Below are 22,316 nucleotides of genomic sequence, written 5' to 3'. Positions count from 1 at the left end.
TATCCGAGAGTACTTTCCGCTATCCGCCAGTATTTCTCCCCATACGCCAGTATTCCTTCAAAATGAAAAAATCCGCCTGCCACGGGGGCAAGCGGACCAACATCTATTAACCGATGCTGCCTTCCATCTCGAATTTTATGAGACGGTTCATTTCGACTGCGTATTCCATTGGTAATTCTTTTGTGAATGGCTCGATGAAGCCCATTACAATCATTTCAGTTGCTTCTTGTTGCGAAATACCGCGGCTCATCAAGTAGAAGAGCTGCTCTTCAGATACTTTCGAAACCTTCGCTTCATGCTCAAGTGAAATGTTGTCGTTTAGGATTTCATTGTATGGAATCGTATCAGATGTTGATTGATTATCCATAATCAACGTATCACATTCGATATTTGAACGGGCACCATCTGCTTTACGTCCAAAATGAACTTGACCACGATAGGTAACTTTACCACCATGCTTAGAGATCGATTTTGAAACGATGGTAGAAGATGTATTTGGAGCTAAGTGAATCATCTTCGCTCCAGCATCCTGGTGCTGACCTTTACCTGCAATCGCAATCGATAATGTCATACCACGAGCACCTTCACCTTTAAGGATAACCGCTGGGTATTTCATCGTTAATTTTGAACCGATATTACCATCAATCCATTCCATGGTTGCATTCGCTTCACAAACGGCACGCTTAGTAACTAAGTTAAAGACATTGTTTGCCCAGTTTTGAATCGTTGTATAACGGCAATAAGCATCTTTTTTAATTACAATTTCAACTACTGCACTATGAAGTGAGTTCGTAGTATAAACAGGTGCTGTACATCCTTCTACATAATGAACATGTGCCCCTTCATCAACAATGATTAATGTACGCTCAAATTGACCCATGTTTTCAGAGTTAATTCGGAAGTATGCTTGTAATGGAGTATCCACTTTTATACCAGGTGGAACATAGATGAAAGAACCGCCAGACCAAACAGCAGAATTCAAGGCCGCAAACTTATTATCTGTCGGTGGAATTGTTTTTCCAAAGTGCTCACGGAAGATATCCTCATTCTCTCTAAGAGCAGAATCAGTATCTTTAAAAACGATACCTAAATCTTCAAGTTCTACCTTCATGTTATGGTAAACAACCTCTGATTCATATTGTGCAGATACACCAGCAAGATACTTTTGCTCTGCTTCAGGAATCCCAAGTTTGTCAAATGTTGCTTTAATTTCTTCAGGAACTTCATCCCAAGATTTTTCCGATTTCTCAGATGGTTTTACATAATAAGTGATTTCGTCGAAATTTAACGAACCTAAATCTCCACCCCATTGAGGCATTGGCATTTTATAAAAATGCTCTAATGACTTTAATCGGAAATCAAGCATCCATTGTGGTTCATTCTTTAGCTTTGAAATCTCTTTAACAATATCGCTTGTCAAACCACGTTTTGAACGGAATATGGAAACGTCCTTATCGGCAAAACCGTATTTATAATCACTGATTTCCGGCATTTTTTTCGCCATTGTCGAGTTCCTCCATTTCATAAACAAAAAGGGATCATCCCTTTTTGTTCTATTGTTATTCCTCTTCCTTCAATCCTTTTTCCATTGCCTTCCATGCTAACGTAGCACATTTAATCCGGGCCGGAAATTTTGAAACACCCTGTAGTGCTTCTATATCACCTAAATCAATTTCATCATCATACTCTTTACCTTGAATCATATCGGAAAAAATCTTTGAAAGCCTAATCGCTTCCTCCACTTTTTTCCCCTTAATAGCTTGTGTCATCATCGAAGCAGATGACATCGAAATCGAACAGCCTTCACCTTCAAAACGTACATCCTTGACAATCCCGTCTTCAACCTTAAAAGTCAATTGAATTCGGTCGCCACAAGTAGGATTATTCATATTGATGGTATGGCTGCCATCCTCTAAAAGCCCGCGGTTCCTTGGCTTTTTATAGTGATCCATAATAACTTGACGGTAGAGTGCATCTAAATTAGAAGACATCGCTGAAATACTCCTTTGTTTTAACAAGTCCTTCAACTAGCTTATCAATATCGTCTTCTGTGTTGTATAAATAAAAGCTTGCACGAGCAGTTGCTGTGGCCTTCAGCCATTTCATCAGCGGTTGTGCACAATGATGTCCGGCGCGGACAGCAATTCCTTCCGCATCAAGAACCGTAGCCACATCATGTGGGTGTACATCCGAAATATTAAAAGTAACGAGGCCAGCACGCTTGGCAGCATCTAGTGGTCCATAAATTGTCATTCCAGGAATAGAAGACATTTTATCCAATGCGTAAGCAGCTAGCTTATGCTCATGTTCGGCAATATTTTCTAAGCCAATCTCATTTAAAAAGTCAATCGCAGCTCCGAGACCGATTGCACCTGCAATAATCGGAGTTCCGGCTTCAAACTTCCATGGAAGCTCTTTCCATGTTGATTCCTGTAAATGAACAAAATCAATCATTTCTCCACCGAATTCAATTGGCTCCATATTTTCTAATAAATGCTTTTTGCCATAAAGCACACCAATTCCTGTAGGTGCACACATCTTGTGTCCGGAAAAAGCTAGAAAATCACAATCTAAATCTTGAACGTCTATTTTCATATGTGGCGCACTTTGTGCCCCATCAACTACCATAATCGCCCCATTTTCATGAGCAATTTTTGCTATTTCCTTCACCGGATTAATGACTCCCAGTACGTTTGATACCTGCATCACAGAAACCACACGGGTATTTGGCGTAACAGTTGCACGAACATCCTCAAGAGAAATCGTTCCATCTTCTTGAAGCGGAATGTACTTTAACACCGCTCCAGTTCGTTTGGCTACCTGCTGCCAAGGAATAATGTTGCTATGGTGTTCCATATACGTAATAACAATTTCATCACCAGCAGTTAGATTTGCGGCTGCATAACTTGCAGCAACCGTATTAATAGAAGTAGTGGTACCTCTAGTAAAAATAACTTCTTGAGTTGATTTCGCATTTATAAACTTACGAACCTTTTCCCTTGCCCCTTCGTAAGCATCTGTTGCATGTGTTCCGAGCGTATGAACACCACGATGGACATTGGAATTGATTTCTTTATAATATTTTTCCACGGTCTCAATCACCTGAATAGGCTTTTGAGAGGTTGCAGAGCTATCGAGATAGACTAGCGGTTTCCCGTTTACTTCCTGATCTAAAATAGGGAATTGACGACGAATATCAAGGACATTCATTATCGTACTTTCCTTTCAATCACTTCAGTTAACTGCTTTTTAACTCCTTCAATTGGTAGCTGGTTAACGACTGGAGCAAGGAAACCATGAATGACCAAACGTTCTGCTTCCTTTTTCGGAATTCCACGACTCATTAGGTAATAAAGTTGAACAGGATCCACACGTCCAACGGATGCTGCGTGGCCAGCGGTTACATCATCTTCATCAATAAGTAGAATTGGATTGGCATCTCCACGGGCTTTTTCACTCAACATTAGCACACGTGATTCCTGTTCTGCATTGGATTTCGAAGCACCATGTAGAATATGACCGATTCCATTAAATATAGAAGATGCACTATCCTTCATGACCCCATGTTTTAAGATATAACCTTCAGTGTTTTTGCCATAGTGAACGACCTTTGTTGTAAAGTTTTGTGTTTGTTCTCCACGACCTACAACAACCGTTTTAGTATCACCAAAAGCACCATCACCCATTAGGTTAGTAGTATTTTCTGATATCGTATTTCCTTCGTTCATTAACCCTAGTGCCCATTCAATCCGAGCATCTCTTCCAGCTGACCCACGACGATTTACGTAAGTTGTTATTCCCTTAGCAAGGGTATCAACAGCACCATATTGGACTTTAGCACCCGCCTTAGCGATTACTTCAGTCACGATATTAAAAACACTATCAGCAGACTCAAGAGTGGATAGATAGTTTTCTACATACGTAACGGAGCTATTATCGTCGGCAACGACAATCACATGATTGAAAAGATTTGTTTCAGGATTGTCGTGTAAATAAATCGAATGGATAGGCTCTTTAATTTCTACATTTTTAGGAATGTATAAGAAAGCACCACCATTTACAAGTGCAGCATTTAAGGCAATCAAACGGTGTTCGTCCATTTTAACAGCATCTGTTAAAAAGTATTTTTGTACAAGTTCACTATGCTCACGGACTGCTGTATAAATATCCGTAAAAATAACCCCTTGCCCTTTTAATTCCTCTGTTAAAGAAATATATGCAGGTGTATGATTGCGTTGAATATAGAGATTTTTTGCGGAATCCTCATCACCAATTAATGCTTTTACCTCTGCGGGAAGCTCTGTAAGAGATGCGAAACCTTCACTGCTTACGGTATGTCTGCTAAATTGTGTGAAATTCCACTTATCAATTTTTGTTTTATCAGGTCTTGGCATCGGAAGGGTTTCGCTCAGTTCTAATGCTTTAAGACGAATTTCTTCCATCCACACAGGCTCGTTCATTTCTTTTGAAAAAGAACGAACAAAATCTTTATCAAACGATAAATTCGTTTCTGTTGTCATGATTATCCTCCTAACTCTTACGCTTCTTGCCCAACCGTTTCATCTTCAATTCCTAGCTCTTGTTTGATCCAGTCATATCCTTCTGCTTCTAAACGTTGTGCTAGTTCCGGTCCGCCTGATTTTACAATACGGCCCTGCATCATAACATGCACATAGTCAGGAGTGATATAATTTAAAAGTCGTTGATAGTGAGTAATAACTAGACAGCCAAACTCTTCGCCGCGCATTTGATTGATTCCCTTTGAAACAACCTTAAGGGCATCAATATCTAACCCAGAGTCAATTTCGTCTAAAATCGCAATTTTAGGCTCTAGCATCATTAATTGCAGGATTTCATTACGCTTTTTCTCTCCGCCAGAGAATCCTTCATTTAAATAACGTTGTGCCATATCAAGATCCATCTCAAGGTATTCCATTTGCTTATCCATTTTTCTGATGAATTTCATAAGCGAGATTTCATTACCTTCACCAAGGCGGCTATTTAGAGCTGAACGTAAGAAATCGGCATTGGTTACGCCATTGATTTCACTTGGATATTGCATCGCTAAAAATAGACCCGCACGTGCACGCTCATCTACTTCCATTTCAAGTACATTTTGCTCATCTAATGTAATATTTCCGCTCGTCACTTCATATTTTGGATGACCCATGATTGCAGAAGATAAAGTTGATTTACCGGTTCCGTTTGGTCCCATGATTACGTGGATTTCTCCACCTTTTATTTCAAGGTTTACACCTTTTAAAATTTCTTTTCCGTCAATTTCTACATGTAAATCTTTGATCGTTAATGTTGACCCAGCCATATATATACCTCCGCAAAGATAATTTTGTATCTTGTAAGCCTCAAACTCTCGGCCCCAAAATTCTATTCTCACTTTATTCTCATTACAATCTTATAACAAATCGAATCTGTTAGCAACTCATAAACAGTAATAACTTTTATGAATACAAAAGAAACTTTATTTTCACTCAACACAATCCAAGTGAGAATGAATTTCTACAAGGTAGTTTGGTACTATATTAATTCAAAGAATCATTTTATGTATTCAGGTACGCCTAAAATCATAACGTACTTGTCTCTATTTTGCCAAGATATTGACCGGATTATATCTTGCCTATTTTTACCTATCTTAGTTGCTTATACTCATCTTTATAAATGAAAGAAAGCCAGTGAGTTTCAAATCACTGACTTTCATCTTTCTTCTATATTATTTCTTATTCAGATACCGTTACGGCACCTTGGTATTTTTCAAGAATGAAGTCTTTGATTTCCTTTGAGTGAAGGACTTCAACAAGTGCCTTGATTTCTTCGCGGTCCTTGTCCTCTGAACGGACAACTACAAGATTAGCTGGTACAACATCATCACCTTCAAAGGCAATTCCATACTTCCCAATGTCAACATTGCCTTCTAATGCGTAGTTCGTATTAATAACGACCGCATCACCTTCACCACTTTCGAATGAAGTAGCTAATAATTTTGCTTCAATTAATGTTGAGAAATCAAGATTCTTTGGATTGTCAATAATATCCTCAACTCTTGCATTTGCGCCAACGCCGGCTTTAAGCTTAATTAAACCTTCCTTTTCAAAAATCGGTAAAATACGTCCATGATCACTTAGTGAATCACTCATAATAATTTTTGCGCCATTTGGAAGGTCTTTCAAGCTTTTGAATTCTTTTGAATAAATGCCAATCGGTTCTTTATGAATTTCACCAACACTTACAAAATCAAAATCCTTATTTTCTTTCATTTGTAAAGCTAAGTATCCTGGTGTTTGAAAATAGTTTGCATCAAGGTCTTTATCCCTTAACGTTACGTTTGGAAGAATATAGTCTTGGAAAACCTGTACTTCTAAATCAATGCCTTTTTCCTTTAATAATGGTTTCGCCGCGTCTAGCACTTCCGCATGTGGTACAGCAGATGCACCAACAACTAATTTCTTGTTACCAGCATTATCTGATGAATCGTCTTTTCCACCACCGCAGGCAGTTAATGTAATCGCTAAAATGGTTACTACTATAAAACTAATTAATTTTTTCATCTTCTTACTCTCCCTCTGTTATCGTTTATCTGTTTTCTTTGTAAAATAATCTCCAATAAATTGGATGATAAAAACCAAAATTAATATCGCAATCGTTGCGACTAGCGTTACGATTGGTCTGTTGCGCTGAAAACCTTCAAGGTAGGCAAAATGTCCGAGCCCGCCGGCTCCAATGACCCCGGCCATTGCTGTAAAGCCCACTAGCGAAATAGCTGTGACTGTAATCCCTGAAATTAACGCCGGCATAGATTCAGGTATTAAGACCTTAAAAATAAGCTGACCATGTGTGACCCCCATCGATTGCGATGCCTCAATAACACCTTTATCTATTTCCCTAAGAGCAATTTCTACCATACGTGCATAAAAAGGTGCTGCGCCAATAATAAGCGCCGGCAGGGCTGCATTTGCACCGAGGATAGTCCCAAGTAATAATTTTGTAAACGGAATTAATAAAATGATTAAAATAATAAACGGGATCGATCTGAAAATATTGACAAAGCTTCCAATGATGACATTTACAGTCCGATTCGCCCATAAATTCCCTTCCGCCGTTAAAAATAACAGCAGGCCAAGAAGCAACCCTAAAACAAATGTGGCAAACACTGAAATGGAAGTCATATAAATGGTTTCACGCGTTGCCTCTAGTAACTTTTCCCATTGTACCATTACCAAACCGTCAGCCATTACTGATCACCTCCACTCCAACATGCTGTGAATGAATATAATCAATGGCTTTCTGTATTTCGGTCGCTAGTCCATCCATGTGGATAAATAATGTTCCATAAGATCCGTTTTGCGTGTGCGAAATTTTCCCTTGAAGAATATTTACAATAATATCGAAATCTCGGATGATGTTTGTGATCAAAGGCTGTTCTGTTGATTCCCCAACAAACGAAAGCTGTACCACTTTTCCTTGTGGAAAAAGTTCAAGTAAGTGTTCAATTGTTTCTCTGGTTTCTTCAGGTTCAGTAACCTGCTGGACAAATCGTTTCGTAATTGGCTGCTGTGGATGTTTAAACACGTCCAAAACCGAACCAAGTTCAACGATTTTTCCACTTTCCATCACCGCAACTCTATGGCAGATTTTGCGAATGACATGCATTTCATGGGTAATTAAGACGATTGTTAAACCAAGACGTTTATTGATATCTACTAACAATTCCAAAATAGAATCGGTTGTTTGCGGATCAAGAGCGGATGTTGCTTCATCACAAAGCAGTACTTTTGGGTTATTGGCAAGTGCTCTTGCAATACCAACCCGTTGCTTTTGTCCACCGCTAAGCTGTGATGGATAAGCATTTTCTCTTCCTTCAAGACCTACCAGCTTAATTAGTTCAGCAACCCTTTTCTTTCTTTGCGATCCATTTACCCCAGCGATTTCTAAAGGAAAAGCGATATTTTCACTAACGGTCCTCGACCAAAGCAAGTTAAAATGCTGAAAGATCATACTAATTTCCTGCCGGGCTTTCCGAAGCTCGCTGCCCCTGATTTTTGAAATAACCCGATTCGCTACAGTAACAGTTCCCTCTGTCGGGAGTTCCAAACCATTAAGCATTCTTATTAAAGTACTTTTCCCTGCACCACTATATCCAATAACTCCAAAAATTTCTCCCTCTGTTATTTCTAAATTTACAGCATCGACAGCTTTTACCTGCCCCTGACTCGTAGGAAAAACTTTACCAACATTTTTTATAGTAATCATTTCATCACCTACTTCTTATCCAATAAAATAATAATTCCAGCTTTATTTATGGTTTGACTGTTTTCAGAAAAACATTCTTATTGTAGAAAAATTAAAAAGCCTTTCTGCATGGGCAGAAAGGCATCATAAATAAAGACCTTTCTCCCATCTCCCAAAGCAATCGCTTTGTGTGAATTGGCACCATTTCAATAATAATATTGACGGTTGCCGGGCTTCATCGGGCACATCCCTCCACCTCTCTTGATAAGAGCTATAGCATTCTATATTCAATTAATACGTTCAAGGATTAAAGCATTTGATTAAGTATGAGTGTAATACTAACATTGATTAGAAGTAGTGTCAACCAAATATTCTAGATATTTCGAATAAATTTTTAATCCCATTTATGCATTTTCTTTTTGTGAAGCAACACCTGTAGCAGCCCCAATTGCTGCCTCAAGGTCTTCAATGAGGTCCTCTACATTTTCAATTCCAATGGAAAGTCGAATCAAGTCATCTGAAACACCGGCTGCTTTTAGTCCTTCGGCATCAAGTTGCTGATGAGTAGTGCTTGCTGGATGGATAATTAAACTTTTCGCATCGCCAACATTCGCAACATGGGCAAATAGTGTGATTGAATCAATTAACTTTGCTCCTGCTTCTCTTCCACCTTTAATACCAAAAACAATCATAGAACCTGCGCCTTTTGGTAAATATTTGCCTGCCAATTCATAATCAGGGTGTGATGAGTGTCCTGGGTAAGATACCCATTCTACAGCAGGATGATTGACTAAATAATCAACAACTACCTTAGTATTCGCCACATGTTCTTTCATCCGTACATGAAGAGTTTCAAGCCCCAGAGTGAATTGAAAAGCATTTTGCGGGCTTAAAGCAGGTCCAAGGTCACGCAATAGCTGTACTCGTGCCTTAATGATATACGCTACAGCACCAAGTGCTTCAGCGTAAACCAAGTCATGATAACTCGCGTCAGGAGTAGTGAAGCCAGGGAATTTCGGTGAATTCCAGTCGAACTTTCCTCCATCGACAATGATCCCGCCTGTTGATGTTCCATTTCCTAACAGCCATTTTGTTGCTGAATGAACAACGATGTCCGCGCCATATTCAATTGGTCGGCAAAGATACGGGGTAGCAAATGTGTTGTCGATAATCAGTGGAACCCCTGCTTCATGGGCTATATCTGCTACTTTTTCAATATCAAGGATTCTTAAAGATGGATTACCAATTGTCTCCGCAAATACAGCTTTTGTTTTTTCACTGATAGCAGCACGGAAATTTTCTGGATCTTCTGGATCTACGAACTTTACGTTTATACCATATTTCGGTAGAGTAACGGCAAATAAGTTGTATGTTCCACCATATAAATTAGAAGCAGAAACGATTTCATCACCAGCTTCTGCAATATTTAAAATAGCCAGCGTAATCGCAGCCATACCGCTTGCTACCGCTAGTGCACCTACTCCACCTTCCAATAAGGAAACTCTTTCCTCGAAAACAGTTGTAGTTGGGTTATGGATTCGCGTATATATGTATCCTGACTCCTTCAAAGCAAAAAGATTTGCAGCATGCTCAGTATTTTTAAATTGATAGGCATTATTTTGATAAATCGGTACTGCACGAGCTCCTGTAACTGGATCTGGTCCTAACCCACCATGAACACTCAATGTTTCAAAACGATAATTCTTTTGATTTTCTCCCATCCTAACCACTCCTTTAATTTTATAAATCATAAAACAGAAAAACCCCACTTCAAGAAGAGGGGGAAATCTCTCCTTATCTGCCAGAGTGACGTACTCTGTTGGAATTAGCACCGTGTGTTGATTAACCGGTTGCTGGGCATCATAGGGCCAGTCCCTCCGCCTCTCTGGATAAGTAAGTTTGTATGTAATTACACAAATAATTATTTGAATATTTAAACAGATGATACACCAAATCATGGAATCTCGTCAATAGTTTTTAAGTAAATAATGAAAGAAACAGATGCAGCAGTGAGCATCTGTTTTAGTTTTAGTTAAAATATTGTTTTATTTTTTCATATAAGAACGGCACAGATTGAAAAGCATAAACCATGTCTACTGCTTCTCCTTCTTTTATAAAGACTAGACAAGGAACACTTTCAATTTCAAACTTTTTTGCTAGCTCTTGGTAAAAATTCAAATTTATTTTCCCTATTTCTATAGTAACCAAATTTTCAATGACGTGGAGCATTCTCGATGCTACCTGACAAGTACCACACAAAGGAGTATAGAAGTATATGAGTCCAGATGAATGATTTTTTAATAAGGATGATACCTCATCTAGGGTCCAATCGTTCATTCGTTAGCCCATCTCTAAGAATTCAGAATGAACATCGATATTTGCACCTAAAAGGACTGTGGCCAGATGATATACTGGTGCAGTTGCCACTTCACGGTACATCTTGTCTATATATAGGTGTTCCGCTTGAGGGAATTCCCTTTTCAATTGTTTACGGAGCTTTTCGCCAGCGTCATCTGCATCAACGAGGATATAGACCTCTTTATTTTCGAGAGAATCAATTAATTCATCCAATTTCGTCATGCTGATGGTTCCATTTGTACAAACAATCTCCATCGGTTCCTTCAAAATACTTTTTACCTTTTTCTTATCTGATTTTCCTTCAACAATCAGAACTTTATCACCATAAGAGTCATTCATCATTCATCATTCATCACCTATACAAAAGAAAATTATTTGTTTGTTGTTAACATATTCGAAAACGTAAATAACGTGTGAATATATTAACTATACCATCATCACAGTCCATAATTAAAGTTTATTCTATTGTCCCCTAGTTTTAGAATTAAGAAGGTGCGAATTTTTCCCAAAGTGCAGCAATAAAAAAACACCTTGATTAACAAGGTGCTTGTACAAACTAGTCTTCTTTCGTCATTGCTTCATATTGTTCTGCAGTCATAAGCTTGTCTAATTCACTGTTATCAGAAGGCTCCAACACGATCATCCATGCTTTTTCGTATGGGGATTCGTTGACAAATTCAGGGCTGTCACTTAAATCTTCGTTAACAGCAACTACTTTACCACTTACCGGTGCATATAGTTCAGAAACTGTTTTAACAGACTCAACACTGCCAAAAGGCTCATTAGCTGAAACTTCATCGCCTACTTCAGGTAGTTCCACGAAAACGATATCTCCTAGCTCTGACTGTGCAAAGTGAGTGATTCCGATACGGAAAGTTTCTCCTTCAACTTTTACCCACTCATGTTCTTCAGAATAACGCAATTCCTTTGGTGTAGTCATTACAAAAATCCCTCCATTATTTTCTAAAATCTATTATCGACATCAATCGATTTTAGCTAAATTTCTTTTTGAAAAGTAATGAAATGCTTATAACCACATTTTTTCATACTCTTCTTCTTTAAAACCAACTGTTACGTTTTCCCCATCCGTTAATAAGGGTCTTTTGATTAACATCCCATCCGATGCTAATAACTCTAGCAGTTCATCTTCAGTGGCAGTGGATATTTTATCCTTTATGCCTAATTCCCGATACTTTTGCCCGCTTGTATTAAAGAACTTCTTTAATTCAAGGTTGCTTTTTTCGTAAATATCCTGAAGTTCTGCCTTAGATGGCGGGTTTTCAACAATATGTATTTCTTTGTAGGAACGCTGATTTTTATCCAGCCATTTCTTTGCATTTCGACATGTACCACATTTCGGGTACCAGTAGAAAGTAAGAGACATCTGTTTCCCCTCCTTGTACCAATACTTCAAATGACATTAATCGTCACTTGAATAGTAACATAACTGGAAAAAAAGTAAAAATGCTTCACTTAAAAGTTTCGACTAAATCCGCAATAATCCTGCTAGATTTATAGAAAAACTTTAGACTCCCACCAAGTGCTGGGAGCCTAAAGTTTTTTCATTATACGATATAGCGTTCAGCTTCAATAAGAACGTCAGCTGCTTCACGTTTTTTTGCAATCACGTTGATTGGCGTGTGGCGTGTTAGCTTGCGAAGAGCCGATACAAGCATACGGAGGGTATCGCCTTGCTCAGTAGCAACCAGAGTCTCCTTAGCATGCTGTTCAATTTCGTTAAAAGCTTCTTGGCAAAAAATCTGTGTATAAAGAAGCTTTTGTTTATTTTTTTCAAGACCAGATTTAGCAATTGCTTTCTCTGTCCGTAAAACGGCTGATTCCATTGCATATGCATTAGAAACAATATCCGCAATATTTGATAAGATCTCTTGCTCTTTTTCTAGCGCCTTACCAAATTTTTGGGCAGCTAAACCAGCAGCTAACAAGCCAATTTTCTTTGCATTGCTTACCAAATATTTCTCTTGCGCTAGCGGCTCATCACCTGGCTCTTCAGGCATCATCATCATGAGTTCTTCTTGCAAGACAAGCGCTTTTTGGAATAATGGCAGCTCACCTTTGAAAGCCTTTTTAATATAGGTTCCTGGTACAAGCAGACGATTAATCTCATTTGTACCTTCGAAAATACGATTAATACGAGAGTCGCGGTATGCTCTTTCGATTGCATACTCCTGCATAAAGCCGTAGCCGCCGTGAATTTGAACACCCTCGTCAACCACATAATCCAATACTTCACTAGCAAAGAATTTATTGACCGAGCATTCAATTGCATATTCCGCGATAGAACCTGCCACTAATTTAATGTCCTTCTGCTCTTCCGTTGTAAGTTTACCTTGGTTTTCCTCGAACAATCCAACTGTACGGTAGACAGAACTTTCTGCTGCATAGATTTTTGAAGCCATCGTACCGAACTTTTCTTTTGTTAAATTGAATTGGGAAATTTGTGTATTAAATTGCTTACGGCCATTTGCATATTTCACCGCCAACTCAAATGCATTTTTAGAACCGCCAACAACGCCAACAGCTAATTTATAGCGTCCGATATTCAAGATATTAAATGCAATCACATGGCCTTTACCGTATTCGCCTAATAGATTTTCAACAGGAACAGGTACATCTTCTAAAATTAGAGTCCTTGTAGAAGAGCTCTTGATTCCCATTTTCTTTTCTTCTGCACCAGTAGAAACTCCTGGAAAATCTCTTTCAACAATGAATGCCGTAAAATGTTCACCATCTATTTTTGTATAGACAACAAATACATCTGCAAAGCCCGCATTGGTAATCCATTGCTTTTCGCCGTTCAAAATGTAATGGGTGCCTTCTGCATTTAATTTTGCTGTTGTTCTTGCACCAAGAGCGTCAGATCCTGATCCTGGCTCTGTTAAAGCATAGGCAGCAATTTTTTCACCGGAAGCAAGGGCAGGTAAATATTTTTTCTTTTGTTCCTCGTTTCCAAATAAAACGATTGGCAGTGACCCGATACCAACATGTGCACCATAAGATAATGAAAAACCACCAGCTTTTGACATTTTTTCAGTTACAAGGGATGAAGTTACTTTATCTAAGCCTAACCCTTCATATTCTTCAGGTACATCCGCCGCCAACAGGCCAAGGTCTCCCGCATGTTTTAACAACTTAACTGTCCGATCAAATTCATGATTTTCTAGATGTTCTAGCTGTGGAAGAACTTCTTTTTCAACGAAGTCTTCTGCTGTTTTGGCAATCATTAATTGTTCTTCATTAAAATCCTCAGGTGTGAAAACACGGTCATATGGGATATCATCGATTAAAAAGCTTCCGCCTTTAATCATTTTTTCAGTTTGTTGTGTCATTATTAATTCCTCCTAATCACTTATAGCGGTAATTTCCGTTCCAGGCACTTCGCTTTCCGCGGGCGGTTCGGGGAGCCTCCTCGGCGCTGAAGCGCCTGTGGGGTCTCCCCTGCCCCGTCCTCCCGCAGGACATTGAATTACATCCTCGAATCTGCCCACGCACGAAGAAAATGCGATAGCATTTTCGAGGAGTCTCGTGCCTTCCACTCCAATTAACAGAGTACTAATATCAACAATGAATTCTAAAACCTTATTATAAAAGTTCAAACACACCGGCTGCGCCCATTCCGCCGCCAATACACATGGTAACGACACCAAATTGTTCATTTCTCCGCTTTAGTTCATGAATAAGTGTTAACGTTAGCTTTGCACCTGTACAGCCAAGTGGATGTCCTAGTGCAATCGCACCGCCATTTACATTAACCTTTTCTTCATCGAGACCAAGCTCGCGAATCACTTGAAGGGACTGCGAAGCAAAGGCTTCATTCAATTCAAATAAATTGATATCCGATAGTTCTAGACCTGCCAGTTTAACTGCTTTTGGTACAGCTACAACCGGGCCAACCCCCATAATTTCCGGCGGTACGCCCCCAACCGCAAACGATCTGAATTTTGCTAACGGCTTTAGTCCAAGTGCTTCTGCTTTCTCGCGATCCATAACCATTAATGCGGCTGCACCATCACTTGTTTGTGAGGCATTACCTGCCGTAACGGAACCAGTTACTGAAAAGGCCGGGCGAAGTCTCGCAAGTGATTGAAGGTTTGTATCTGGACGAACTCCTTCATCCTGTGAAAATTGGATCGTTCTTTCAGCTAACTTATTGTCCTTACCTACAGAACGGAAGGTAACCTCAACAGGCACGATTTCGTCTACGAACTTTCCCTCTTGTATCGCTTTTGCTGCCTTCTGATGACTGCGGACCGCAAATGCATCCTGATCCTCACGAGAAATCCCATATTTTTTTGCTACTTCCTCTGCGGTATGGCCCATTCCCATATAATACTCTGGTGCTGTTTCGGCTAACTTTACATTGGGCCGTATGACATGCCCTGCCATTGGAATTAGACTCATCGATTCGGCTCCACCTGCGATTGCAGTATCTGTGTGCCCAAGCATAATTCCTTGGGCTGCATAGGCGATTGCCTGTAGTCCAGATGAGCAAAAACGATTAATGGTGATGGCTGGTACTGTATGAGGCAGACCCGCTAATGCACCAATATTACGTGCCATGTTATTCCCCTGCTCCGCTTCAGGCATGGCACAGCCAATAATTAAATCATCAATAGTACCTTCATAATTTCCCGCACGTTTTAAGGTTTCTCTTACAACCAATGCTCCCAAATCATCAGGACGAACATGGGCAAGCGAACCTTTTTTGGCTTTGCCTACCGGGGTCCGAGCACCGGCCACGATTACCGCTTCTCTCATTTCGTTCCCTCACTTTCCTCTTATAGTAGTAATCTATTTGTCTAGCGCAAGTAGCCTACTGGCTCGGGGCGCTTCCGCTTTTCTTTTTAATTTCTCAGTGGTTTACCTTTGACTAGCATGTGTTGCATGCGCTGTTGTGTTTTACCTTCTCTAATTAAGCTTAAAAACGCTTCTCTTTCTAGATCCAACAAATATTGCTCATCTACTTCAGTGCCATATGGGACTTTTCCGCCTGCGATCACATAAGCAACTTTTTTAGCAATTTTCATATCGTGCTCTGAAATATAACCAGATAGGAGCATAGAATGAGCGCCTAAAAGAAGTGTTGCGTATCCTGTTTCACCCACGACTGGAATGTTACGGCGAGCCTTTGGTACATACCCTTGCTCATTCAATGAGAGAACAGCCTGCTTCGCATCGTATAACAAGTGATCCCCGTTAACACTTATTCCATCAGCTAAACCTAAGAAATTGTTCTCACGTGCTTCTGCACCTGACGTGGATACTTTGGCAGTGGCAATCGTTTCAAACACTTTGTTGGCAACTGCTTGAAGGTCAAATGGAACACCGTTCGGCAGACCTTCTAAATGTTTCATATAAAGCTCTTTGTTTCCACCGCCGCCTGGCAGTAAGCCAACCCCGACTTCAACTAGCCCCATATAGGTTTCTGCAGATGCTTGGATATGCGCTGCCGGTAAACAAACCTCCGCACCACCACCGAGTGTCATCGCAAATGGTGCTGCTACCACCGGTTTTGCACTATATTTAATTTTCATCATCGCATTTTGGAACTGACGGACAACCATTTCAAGCTCATGAATATTGTCATCCTGTGCTTCCATTAACATCATGGCTAGGTTCGCACCGACACAAAAGTTCTTCCCCTGGTTTCCAATTACAAGTCCTTTATAATTTTTCTCCACTTCGTCTATAGCAAAATTAATCATCTGGATAATATCAAGACCTATCGCATTACTCTGCGAATGGAATTCTAGGAGAGCTACACCATCACCTAAATCAATTAAGCTGGCGCCGCCATTTTTTTTAATGACTCCCTTTTGTTCCTTTAACTTTTTTAGGTCGATTGCTTTTGGGTTACTTTCAACCAAACGGTATTCTCCATTTTTGTAATAGAAACGTTCGCCATTTTCTTCTAAGTAGAACGATGTATGTCCTTTAGCGAGCATCTCTGTTATCCAAACAGGAATTTCTACTCCAGCATTCTTCATTTTTTCGACTGATTTCTCGATCCCGATCGCATCCCATGTTTCAAATGGACCCATTTCCCAGCCGAAGCCCCATTTCATGGCACGGTCAATGTCCACAATCGTTTCAGCAATTTCACCTAAAAGCTGTGCAGAGTAGACAAGGACTGGACTAAAGATGTTCCATAATAGTTCCCCCGCACGATCATTTGCATATACAAGCGCTTTCAATTTGTTCGCAGTACCTTTCTCCTGCTTACTCAATTCTGTTGCTGCAGTGGATAGCTTTTTACGTGGTATATATTCTAATGTATGAGTGTCAAGCTCCAGAATCTCTTTCCCTTTTTTAAGGAAAAAGCCTTGCCCAGATTTGCTACCTAACCAGCCTTTTTCTAGCATTGTTTTCATAAACGCCGGAACCTCGAAAACTTCCTGTTCTTTCCCAGTTACTTTTTCATAAACATTGCCTGCCACATGTGCGAAAGTATCTAATCCGACTACATCCAGGGTTCGGAAGGTTGCACTTGAAGGACGTCCAATTAATGGTCCAGTAACTGAATCGACTTCCCCGACACTATAGCCGCCCTTTACCATTTCTTGCACCGTAATTAGAAGCCCATATGTTCCAATTCGGTTGGCAATAAAGTTTGGTGTATCCTTAGCAAGCACGACGCCTTTTCCTAATACATCCTCTCCAAAAGTTTTCATGAATGAAATGACTTCTTGGCTAGTATATTGAGTAGGAATCACTTCAAGTAACTTTAAGTATCGTGGTGGGTTAAAGAAATGGGTACCAAGGAAGTGCTTTTTAAAATCCTCTGACCTTCCTTCTGCCATCGCTTCAACAGAGATACCAGAAGTATTGGAGCTGATGATGCTTCCAGGTTTACGGTATTGTTCTACTTTTTCAAAAACCTGTTTCTTCACATTCAGATTTTCAACAACCACTTCGATGACCCAGTCTACATCCTTCAATTTAATGAGGTCATCTTCAAGGTTTCCAGCTTCAATAAGAGCCAGATTCTTTTTTACCGCTAATGGTGCTGGTTTTTGTTTTACTAATTTTTGGATGGATTGGCTGCTAATGCGGTTGCGGACTTGCCTATCTTCTAACGTTAGTCCTTTTGCTTTTTCATCTTCGGTTAATTCTCTTGGAACAATATCCAATAATAATGTTGGTATCCCGATGTTTGCTAAGTGTGCAGCAATCCCTGATCCCATGACTCCCGATCCTAGAACAGCTGCTTTTTTAATAAGTTTGTTCAACATTGTCTCCCCCTTTACACACCTTGAATGAATACTCATTCATTTTTTTGTCAAAAAAAATTCACAATTGAATGAGTCCTGCTAATTATTACTATAGAATATTTCAAAAATTTGCGCAATCATTAAACGCTGAAAATTATGATTTTTTTGAAAAATAATTTTTCTACCTTATTTACATAAAAAAGTTTAGTTGGGCATCCTATTTATTGAGGTGATGAGGCATGGGTAAAATGAAAAAAGAGCCATCTAAAAGAGGCGTAAGCGCTGCTAGCGTTCAAGGTAACGCGGGTCCTGGCGGAGAACAAGCTGACAAAAACAAAGTAAACAGCCAAAATAATCAGTACAAAAGATAAGAAGAAAAGAGCCCATTTGGTTATTTATAACCTGGGCTCTTTATTATTCTATGCAGAAGTGGAAAACATATATTTTTTATAATGGTAGCGGATCGAGAAAATCAAACCTATTCCAAGCATATTCCCCATCAACGAGCTTCCTCCATAACTGATAAACGGCAAAGGAATACCAGTAATCGGGAGCACCCCTATTGTCATTCCGATATTTTGGAAAACGTGAAAAGTAATCATGCTAATGACTCCGACACAAATATACGTGTAAAAATTGTTCTTTGTTTCCATACCAACCTTGGTAATATGATAAATCAACAAGAAAAATAAACTTACTAGTACACTCGCACCTATAAATCCAAACTCTTCACCGACCACACTAAAAATAAAATCGGTATGACTTTCTGGCAGATATACTTCCCTATTTCCATAACCCTTACCCCCAGTTTGTCCTGATCCAATGGCTAGTAAGGATCTTGTCAGCTGATATCCGGTTGAACTTTGAAAGTTGTAAGGGTCAAGCCAAGAGTAAATACGATTAAATTGATACGGCCTCACACCTAAATATTTTTCAAGAATCTCTGGTTTTAAGAGCACAAAATAAAAAATAACCGAAATCATTGCTGTCCCGAATGAAAATATCGGTACCAGCAATTTCCAAGTGATACCCGAGATAAAGATCATACCTAATAGAATAGCCAAAAAGACAAGCGAAGTTCCTAAGTCCTCTTTAATAAGCAGGGCTAACGGTCCCATTGTTATAACACCAAGCTTTATTAACAGCAAAAAATCTGATGAAATGGTCTTAACTTGGTGCTTTTGATGATGACTGTCTATTCCTTTCGCCAAGGCTAAAATAAGAAAAACTTTGACAAACTCAGATGGCTGTAGGGATCCAAGTACAGGAACCTGAAACCAGTTTTTTGCCCCGTTTTTTACTGGGGCAATGCTTTCCGGTGCGATAATTAAGAAAATGAGTAAAAATATGCCTACCCCATAGGCATACCAAGTTAATTTTTTTAGCTGATCGGAGTCGAGCCTAATCACGACAGCAATAATTCCACATCCAATGGCATAATTGATAACTTGCTTTAATAAAAAGTTACCAACATATTGACCGCTTGCTTGTGCACTGTAAATCGATACACAACTAGCAAGAAATAATAAAAGTAAGATAAAAACAAGACTATAATCAAGTTTTGAATTTGTATTTTTAGATGATGTCATTCCTCACACTCCTTAATGTCAAAGTTCAAAAGGAACTTGTACATTATTTCATTATATTTTTTATCTGCCCAAAGCACAACTTCTAAAATCGGGTTGGTTTAATTTACATAAAAAAATAAAGTTCCTAGGTTTAGGAACTTCCACTCGTGAAATATTTACTTTTAATATCATCCGCCATCCACTGTAAATTATCCGGTACTTGGGGAATCTCGTATCCAATATAAAGCGGAGTCGTTACAAACCTGGGAACTATTTTTACATATATTCTTCTATTATAATGGTAAAAGAAAAGATTGTAGCTACTTGCTTTAAAGGGAAAGTTGTTGAGAATATAATCCACTACTTTTTGAAGATTAACGCCAAACGTTTCATGATAACAGGAATCGTCCATATCAATATTAAATTCATAAAAGCCTACCTTTGGTTTTGTCGATAGCGTAATTCGGACTTCATCTTTTTCTTCTATTGTAATCCCCTGAAACACTTCTTCGGCTATATTATCCTGATAATTAATATTATTTAACCCAATAATCTGCATATGAGGATGTGCAATGGTTCCACCAGACAAAGGACCATGATTTTTGAAAAGAATAACCGATTCATACTTTCCGGTTTTATCGAGCTCAAGCCAATTTCGTATGGCAAACTGCAGCAGCCTATGTAGATGCGGGAGCTCATAATTCGATAATTCGCCATGGCAATCGTCTGTTTCGATTAAAACGGTCTGATAGGCATTTTCTAATACAGGATATTTATTTTTTAAAAGGATGATGGGTCCATCCACTTCAATAAGATTTGTCAACTCTTCTCGCGCACAAAAAGGGCATGCTTGCTGTTTATTTCTGATACTTTCTGGTTTCTGGACTCCGATGGATGTATTGAAATGTAGATGGCTGGTTTTCAAGTGTGCAGCTCCTCTCTAAACGTCTTACTTCTATTTTATGGGAGGTTCCACCTCTTTTGCACTATTTTTGACTTGCAAATATATAAATTTTTATCGGCTAATTGTTGGGTTTCGTGCATATTTATAGTATGTACAGGCCTATGGTGCAGAAAGAGAGGGTATCAATGTTAAGTAAATTAGAAGCACTCATTTTAGGGATTATTCAAGGGTTAACTGAGTTTTTACCGATTAGCAGTACAGGACATTTGTATTTAGGCAGGAACTTATTTGGATTACAAGAAGCTGGTTTATTACTCGATACGATGCTCCATGTTGGAACTTTGCTCGCTGTATTCGTTTTTTATAAGGACGAGTTTATTAAAATTATTAAAAATCCATTTAGCAAGCTTACCTTCCTATTAATTGTCGGAACGATTCCAGCTGTAGTGATTGGGCTGCTTTTCAAGGACTACTTTGAGGAAATATCGAAGACAGGGGTTACGATTGGATGGGAGTTTTTAGTGACCGGTTTGTTTCTTTGGATTGCCGATTCTGCAAAAAATGGCTATAAAAAAATGGAGGATATTAGTTATACCGATGCTCTGATTATTGGCTCTTTTCAAGCTGCAGCCATTTTCCCCGCAATTTCACGCTCTGGATTCACGATTGTGGCTGCCTTATGGAGAAAGTTAGACCGGGAAACAGCAGCCTATTTCTCCTTTCTCTTATCTACACCAGCCATTGCTGGTGCCGTCGTGCTCCAATCCTTAGATTTAGTTGGCGGTGCTGGTGAACAAATCTCCCTATCTGCGCTGCTTGTTGGCATTGCCGCCTCTGCGTTATTCGGCTATTTTGCGGTGAAGTGGATGATCGGATATTTAAAGAAACGCTCATTAAAACCTTTTGCCATATATGTCTGGGTGCTAGGCTTTGCAGTGTTATTTTTTCAGTTTACAGGGAAATTCTAGGACGATTAATTTATAGTGACCAGGTCTGTTGTTATTTTCGGATTTGGGTCACTATAGACCTCTTTTAGTGACCGTGACTACTGCTCCTTTAGATTTTCGGTCACTATAGACCCCTTATAGTGACCATGACTACTGCTCTTGTTGATTTTCGGTCACTATAGACACAGTTTCACCTCAAATAAAAAATGCGGCTCGATATTCGAGTCGCATTTTTCCTATTATTAAACTGTAACCGTTTCTTTTGCCATTTCTCTTGCCGCTTCGATGACTTGATCTTTTGCTTTTGCCATAATTTCTGGTACTTGCTTTGGAAAATGGTCCATCCCTTCAGCAAATACAGTTGGCATAACTTCCATTCCTAGGAATCCTAGTACTTTTGTTAAGAATCGGTCGCCAAATTCAAAGTCAACCATCGGTCCAGTCGAGTAAATGCCACCGCGCGTTTGGATATGAAGTGCTTTGCGGTTGGTAAGCAGCCCTTTTGCACCTTCATGTGTATTGGTAAATGTCTTATTCACAATAAATAAGTTATCAAGGAAAGCTTTTAAAATAGCTGGAGAGCCAAAGTTCCAAATTGGTGTTACAAACACATAATAGTCAGCTGCAATAAACCGATCAGCAAGCGCATGCATCGCAGTGATTTGTTTTTGTTCTCCCTCTGAAAGCTCATCAAACGTCTTGCCCATGAAAGATAATTTTGCCCGTGCATATAACAGGTCCATATCTATTTGAGGGATATCCATATCATATAAATGCATATGTTCTATTTCTACTTCAGGTCTCTGTGTTTTAAACTCTTCTAGAAACGCCTCGCCAAGCTGCATTCCCTTTGAAAGTTTTATATCATTTTTTGGATTAACAGTAATGTATAGTAGTTTTGACATTTAATCCCCATCCCTTTAACTATAATTTTCACCTACTAATATAGTACAACAAACTCCCTTGTTCACTGATGAACAATGAGTGACGTTTATGAAAATAGTGTGAACTTTTCATAATTCATGAACAAAAAGTGACAATTCCAAATAAAACTTAACGAAAC

General features: G+C 39.2%; 21 protein-coding genes and 2 riboswitches. Of the genes, 2 read left to right on the top strand and 19 right to left on the bottom strand.

Going from position 1 to position 22,316, the window contains the following annotated elements; translation table 11 throughout:
- Positions 1-106 precede the first annotated feature (106 nt).
- The 16 genes from sufB to BLR86_RS11395 all read right to left on the bottom strand — a co-directional run bounded on the left by sufB (position 107) and on the right by BLR86_RS11395 (position 17,855).
- Entirely contained in the window at positions 107-1,504 is a 1,398-nt protein-coding gene (gene sufB / locus BLR86_RS11475) for a Fe-S cluster assembly protein SufB (protein WP_090761473.1), read from the bottom strand.
- Positions 1,505-1,559: 55 nt separating this feature from the next.
- Entirely contained in the window at positions 1,560-1,991 is a 432-nt protein-coding gene (gene sufU / locus BLR86_RS11470) for a Fe-S cluster assembly sulfur transfer protein SufU (protein WP_090761471.1), read from the bottom strand.
- Positions 1,981-3,210, bottom strand: a complete 1,230-nt coding sequence (locus tag BLR86_RS11465; RefSeq protein WP_090761469.1) for a cysteine desulfurase — start codon at positions 3,208-3,210, stop codon at positions 1,981-1,983. Before BLR86_RS11465 ends, sufU begins: the two co-directional genes overlap by 11 nt.
- The gene (gene sufD, locus BLR86_RS11460; protein ID WP_090761467.1) at positions 3,210-4,520 is read right to left on the bottom strand and encodes a Fe-S cluster assembly protein SufD; all 1,311 of its coding nucleotides are present in this window, start codon (positions 4,518-4,520) and stop codon (positions 3,210-3,212) included. Before sufD ends, BLR86_RS11465 begins: the two co-directional genes overlap by 1 nt.
- Before the next feature lie 17 nt (positions 4,521-4,537).
- Positions 4,538-5,323, bottom strand: coding sequence for a Fe-S cluster assembly ATPase SufC (gene sufC, locus BLR86_RS11455; RefSeq protein ID WP_090761466.1), 786 nt, complete (start codon positions 5,321-5,323; stop codon positions 4,538-4,540).
- A gap of 412 nt (positions 5,324-5,735) precedes the next feature.
- A complete protein-coding gene (locus BLR86_RS11450; protein ID WP_090761464.1) occupies positions 5,736-6,563 on the bottom strand; it encodes a MetQ/NlpA family ABC transporter substrate-binding protein in 828 nt (275 codons plus the stop codon).
- Positions 6,564-6,581: 18 nt separating this feature from the next.
- Complete coding sequence (locus tag BLR86_RS11445; RefSeq protein ID WP_090761462.1) at positions 6,582-7,247, bottom strand: methionine ABC transporter permease; 666 nt, start codon at positions 7,245-7,247, stop codon at positions 6,582-6,584.
- Positions 7,240-8,265, bottom strand: a complete 1,026-nt coding sequence (locus tag BLR86_RS11440; RefSeq protein ID WP_090761460.1) for a methionine ABC transporter ATP-binding protein — start codon at positions 8,263-8,265, stop codon at positions 7,240-7,242. The genes BLR86_RS11445 and BLR86_RS11440 overlap by 8 nt, the downstream gene beginning before the upstream one ends.
- 141 nt (positions 8,266-8,406) lie before the next feature.
- A riboswitch (SAM riboswitch) is annotated at positions 8,407-8,515 on the bottom strand.
- A gap of 133 nt (positions 8,516-8,648) precedes the next feature.
- Complete coding sequence (locus tag BLR86_RS11435; RefSeq protein ID WP_090761458.1) at positions 8,649-9,965, bottom strand: O-acetylhomoserine aminocarboxypropyltransferase/cysteine synthase family protein; 1,317 nt, start codon at positions 9,963-9,965, stop codon at positions 8,649-8,651.
- 70 nt (positions 9,966-10,035) lie between these two features.
- Positions 10,036-10,140: riboswitch (SAM riboswitch) on the bottom strand.
- Between the two features lie 132 nt (positions 10,141-10,272).
- Entirely contained in the window at positions 10,273-10,581 is a 309-nt protein-coding gene (locus tag BLR86_RS11430) for a thioredoxin family protein (RefSeq protein WP_090761456.1), read from the bottom strand.
- Between the two features lie 3 nt (positions 10,582-10,584).
- Positions 10,585-10,941 (bottom strand): toprim domain-containing protein, encoded by a 357-nt coding sequence (locus tag BLR86_RS11425; RefSeq protein WP_090761713.1) that lies wholly within the window; start codon positions 10,939-10,941, stop codon positions 10,585-10,587.
- Positions 10,942-11,158: 217 nt separating this feature from the next.
- The gene (gene gcvH, locus BLR86_RS11420; RefSeq protein WP_090761454.1) at positions 11,159-11,542 is read right to left on the bottom strand and encodes a glycine cleavage system protein GcvH; all 384 of its coding nucleotides are present in this window, start codon (positions 11,540-11,542) and stop codon (positions 11,159-11,161) included.
- A gap of 87 nt (positions 11,543-11,629) precedes the next feature.
- Positions 11,630-11,986, bottom strand: a complete 357-nt coding sequence (locus tag BLR86_RS11415) for an arsenate reductase family protein (RefSeq protein ID WP_090761452.1) — start codon at positions 11,984-11,986, stop codon at positions 11,630-11,632.
- Between the two features lie 181 nt (positions 11,987-12,167).
- Complete coding sequence (locus BLR86_RS11410) at positions 12,168-13,952, bottom strand: acyl-CoA dehydrogenase family protein (protein ID WP_090761450.1); 1,785 nt, start codon at positions 13,950-13,952, stop codon at positions 12,168-12,170.
- 253 nt (positions 13,953-14,205) lie between these two features.
- Complete coding sequence (locus BLR86_RS11400; RefSeq protein WP_090761445.1) at positions 14,206-15,381, bottom strand: acetyl-CoA C-acetyltransferase; 1,176 nt, start codon at positions 15,379-15,381, stop codon at positions 14,206-14,208.
- Between the two features lie 86 nt (positions 15,382-15,467).
- Positions 15,468-17,855 carry a 3-hydroxyacyl-CoA dehydrogenase/enoyl-CoA hydratase family protein gene (locus tag BLR86_RS11395; protein ID WP_090761443.1) on the bottom strand — a complete coding sequence of 796 codons (2,388 nt, stop codon included), beginning with the start codon at positions 17,853-17,855 and terminating at the stop codon, positions 15,468-15,470.
- Between the two features lie 218 nt (positions 17,856-18,073).
- Between BLR86_RS11395 and BLR86_RS11390 the strand changes: the two genes are divergently transcribed.
- Positions 18,074-18,205: a YuzL family protein gene (locus BLR86_RS11390; RefSeq protein ID WP_090761441.1), complete on the top strand. Its 132-nt coding sequence runs from the start codon at positions 18,074-18,076 to the stop codon at positions 18,203-18,205.
- A 48-nt stretch (positions 18,206-18,253) separates the two neighbouring features.
- On the opposite strand, the gene BLR86_RS11385 is transcribed toward BLR86_RS11390, so the two are convergent.
- Together BLR86_RS11385 and BLR86_RS11380 are read right to left on the bottom strand one after the other, a co-directional pair.
- Positions 18,254-19,423: an FtsW/RodA/SpoVE family cell cycle protein gene (locus tag BLR86_RS11385; RefSeq protein ID WP_090761439.1), complete on the bottom strand. Its 1,170-nt coding sequence runs from the start codon at positions 19,421-19,423 to the stop codon at positions 18,254-18,256.
- A 130-nt stretch (positions 19,424-19,553) separates the two neighbouring features.
- Positions 19,554-20,327: a DUF4931 domain-containing protein gene (locus tag BLR86_RS11380; protein WP_090761437.1), complete on the bottom strand. Its 774-nt coding sequence runs from the start codon at positions 20,325-20,327 to the stop codon at positions 19,554-19,556.
- Between the two features lie 164 nt (positions 20,328-20,491).
- On the opposite strand from BLR86_RS11380, the gene BLR86_RS11375 reads away from it, so the two are divergent.
- A complete protein-coding gene (locus BLR86_RS11375; protein ID WP_090761435.1) occupies positions 20,492-21,274 on the top strand; it encodes an undecaprenyl-diphosphate phosphatase in 783 nt (260 codons plus the stop codon).
- Positions 21,275-21,495: 221 nt separating this feature from the next.
- Here the strand turns inward: BLR86_RS11375 and BLR86_RS11370 are convergent, their stop codons facing one another.
- A complete protein-coding gene (locus BLR86_RS11370; protein WP_090761433.1) occupies positions 21,496-22,158 on the bottom strand; it encodes an FMN-dependent NADH-azoreductase in 663 nt (220 codons plus the stop codon).
- Positions 22,159-22,316: the final 158 nt, after the last annotated feature.

This window comes from Bacillus sp. OK048 (genome assembly GCF_900103525.1).
Classification (GTDB): domain Bacteria; phylum Bacillota; class Bacilli; order Bacillales; family Cytobacillaceae; genus Neobacillus.
Note: the sequence above shows the minus strand (reverse complement) of the source record. Positions and strands in the feature narration are given on the sequence as shown.

Coding starts and splice junctions, on each gene's coding strand:
- sufB (WP_090761473.1), bottom strand. CDS start 1,504: ATGGCGAAAAAAATGCCGGAAATCAGTGATTATAAATACGGTTTTGCC.
- sufU (WP_090761471.1), bottom strand. CDS start 1,991: ATGTCTTCTAATTTAGATGCACTCTACCGTCAAGTTATTATGGATCAC.
- BLR86_RS11465 (WP_090761469.1), bottom strand. CDS start 3,210: ATGAATGTCCTTGATATTCGTCGTCAATTCCCTATTTTAGATCAGGAA.
- sufD (WP_090761467.1), bottom strand. CDS start 4,520: ATGACAACAGAAACGAATTTATCGTTTGATAAAGATTTTGTTCGTTCT.
- sufC (WP_090761466.1), bottom strand. CDS start 5,323: ATGGCTGGGTCAACATTAACGATCAAAGATTTACATGTAGAAATTGAC.
- BLR86_RS11450 (WP_090761464.1), bottom strand. CDS start 6,563: ATGAAAAAATTAATTAGTTTTATAGTAGTAACCATTTTAGCGATTACA.
- BLR86_RS11445 (WP_090761462.1), bottom strand. CDS start 7,247: ATGGCTGACGGTTTGGTAATGGTACAATGGGAAAAGTTACTAGAGGCA.
- BLR86_RS11440 (WP_090761460.1), bottom strand. CDS start 8,265: ATGATTACTATAAAAAATGTTGGTAAAGTTTTTCCTACGAGTCAGGGG.
- BLR86_RS11435 (WP_090761458.1), bottom strand. CDS start 9,965: ATGGGAGAAAATCAAAAGAATTATCGTTTTGAAACATTGAGTGTTCAT.
- BLR86_RS11430 (WP_090761456.1), bottom strand. CDS start 10,581: ATGAACGATTGGACCCTAGATGAGGTATCATCCTTATTAAAAAATCAT.
- BLR86_RS11425 (WP_090761713.1), bottom strand. CDS start 10,941: ATGAATGACTCTTATGGTGATAAAGTTCTGATTGTTGAAGGAAAATCA.
- gcvH (WP_090761454.1), bottom strand. CDS start 11,542: ATGACTACACCAAAGGAATTGCGTTATTCTGAAGAACATGAGTGGGTA.
- BLR86_RS11415 (WP_090761452.1), bottom strand. CDS start 11,986: ATGTCTCTTACTTTCTACTGGTACCCGAAATGTGGTACATGTCGAAAT.
- BLR86_RS11410 (WP_090761450.1), bottom strand. CDS start 13,952: ATGACACAACAAACTGAAAAAATGATTAAAGGCGGAAGCTTTTTAATC.
- BLR86_RS11400 (WP_090761445.1), bottom strand. CDS start 15,381: ATGAGAGAAGCGGTAATCGTGGCCGGTGCTCGGACCCCGGTAGGCAAA.
- BLR86_RS11395 (WP_090761443.1), bottom strand. CDS start 17,855: ATGTTGAACAAACTTATTAAAAAAGCAGCTGTTCTAGGATCGGGAGTC.
- BLR86_RS11390 (WP_090761441.1), top strand. CDS start 18,074: ATGGGTAAAATGAAAAAAGAGCCATCTAAAAGAGGCGTAAGCGCTGCT.
- BLR86_RS11385 (WP_090761439.1), bottom strand. CDS start 19,423: ATGACATCATCTAAAAATACAAATTCAAAACTTGATTATAGTCTTGTT.
- BLR86_RS11375 (WP_090761435.1), top strand. CDS start 20,492: ATGTTAAGTAAATTAGAAGCACTCATTTTAGGGATTATTCAAGGGTTA.
- BLR86_RS11370 (WP_090761433.1), bottom strand. CDS start 22,158: ATGTCAAAACTACTATACATTACTGTTAATCCAAAAAATGATATAAAA.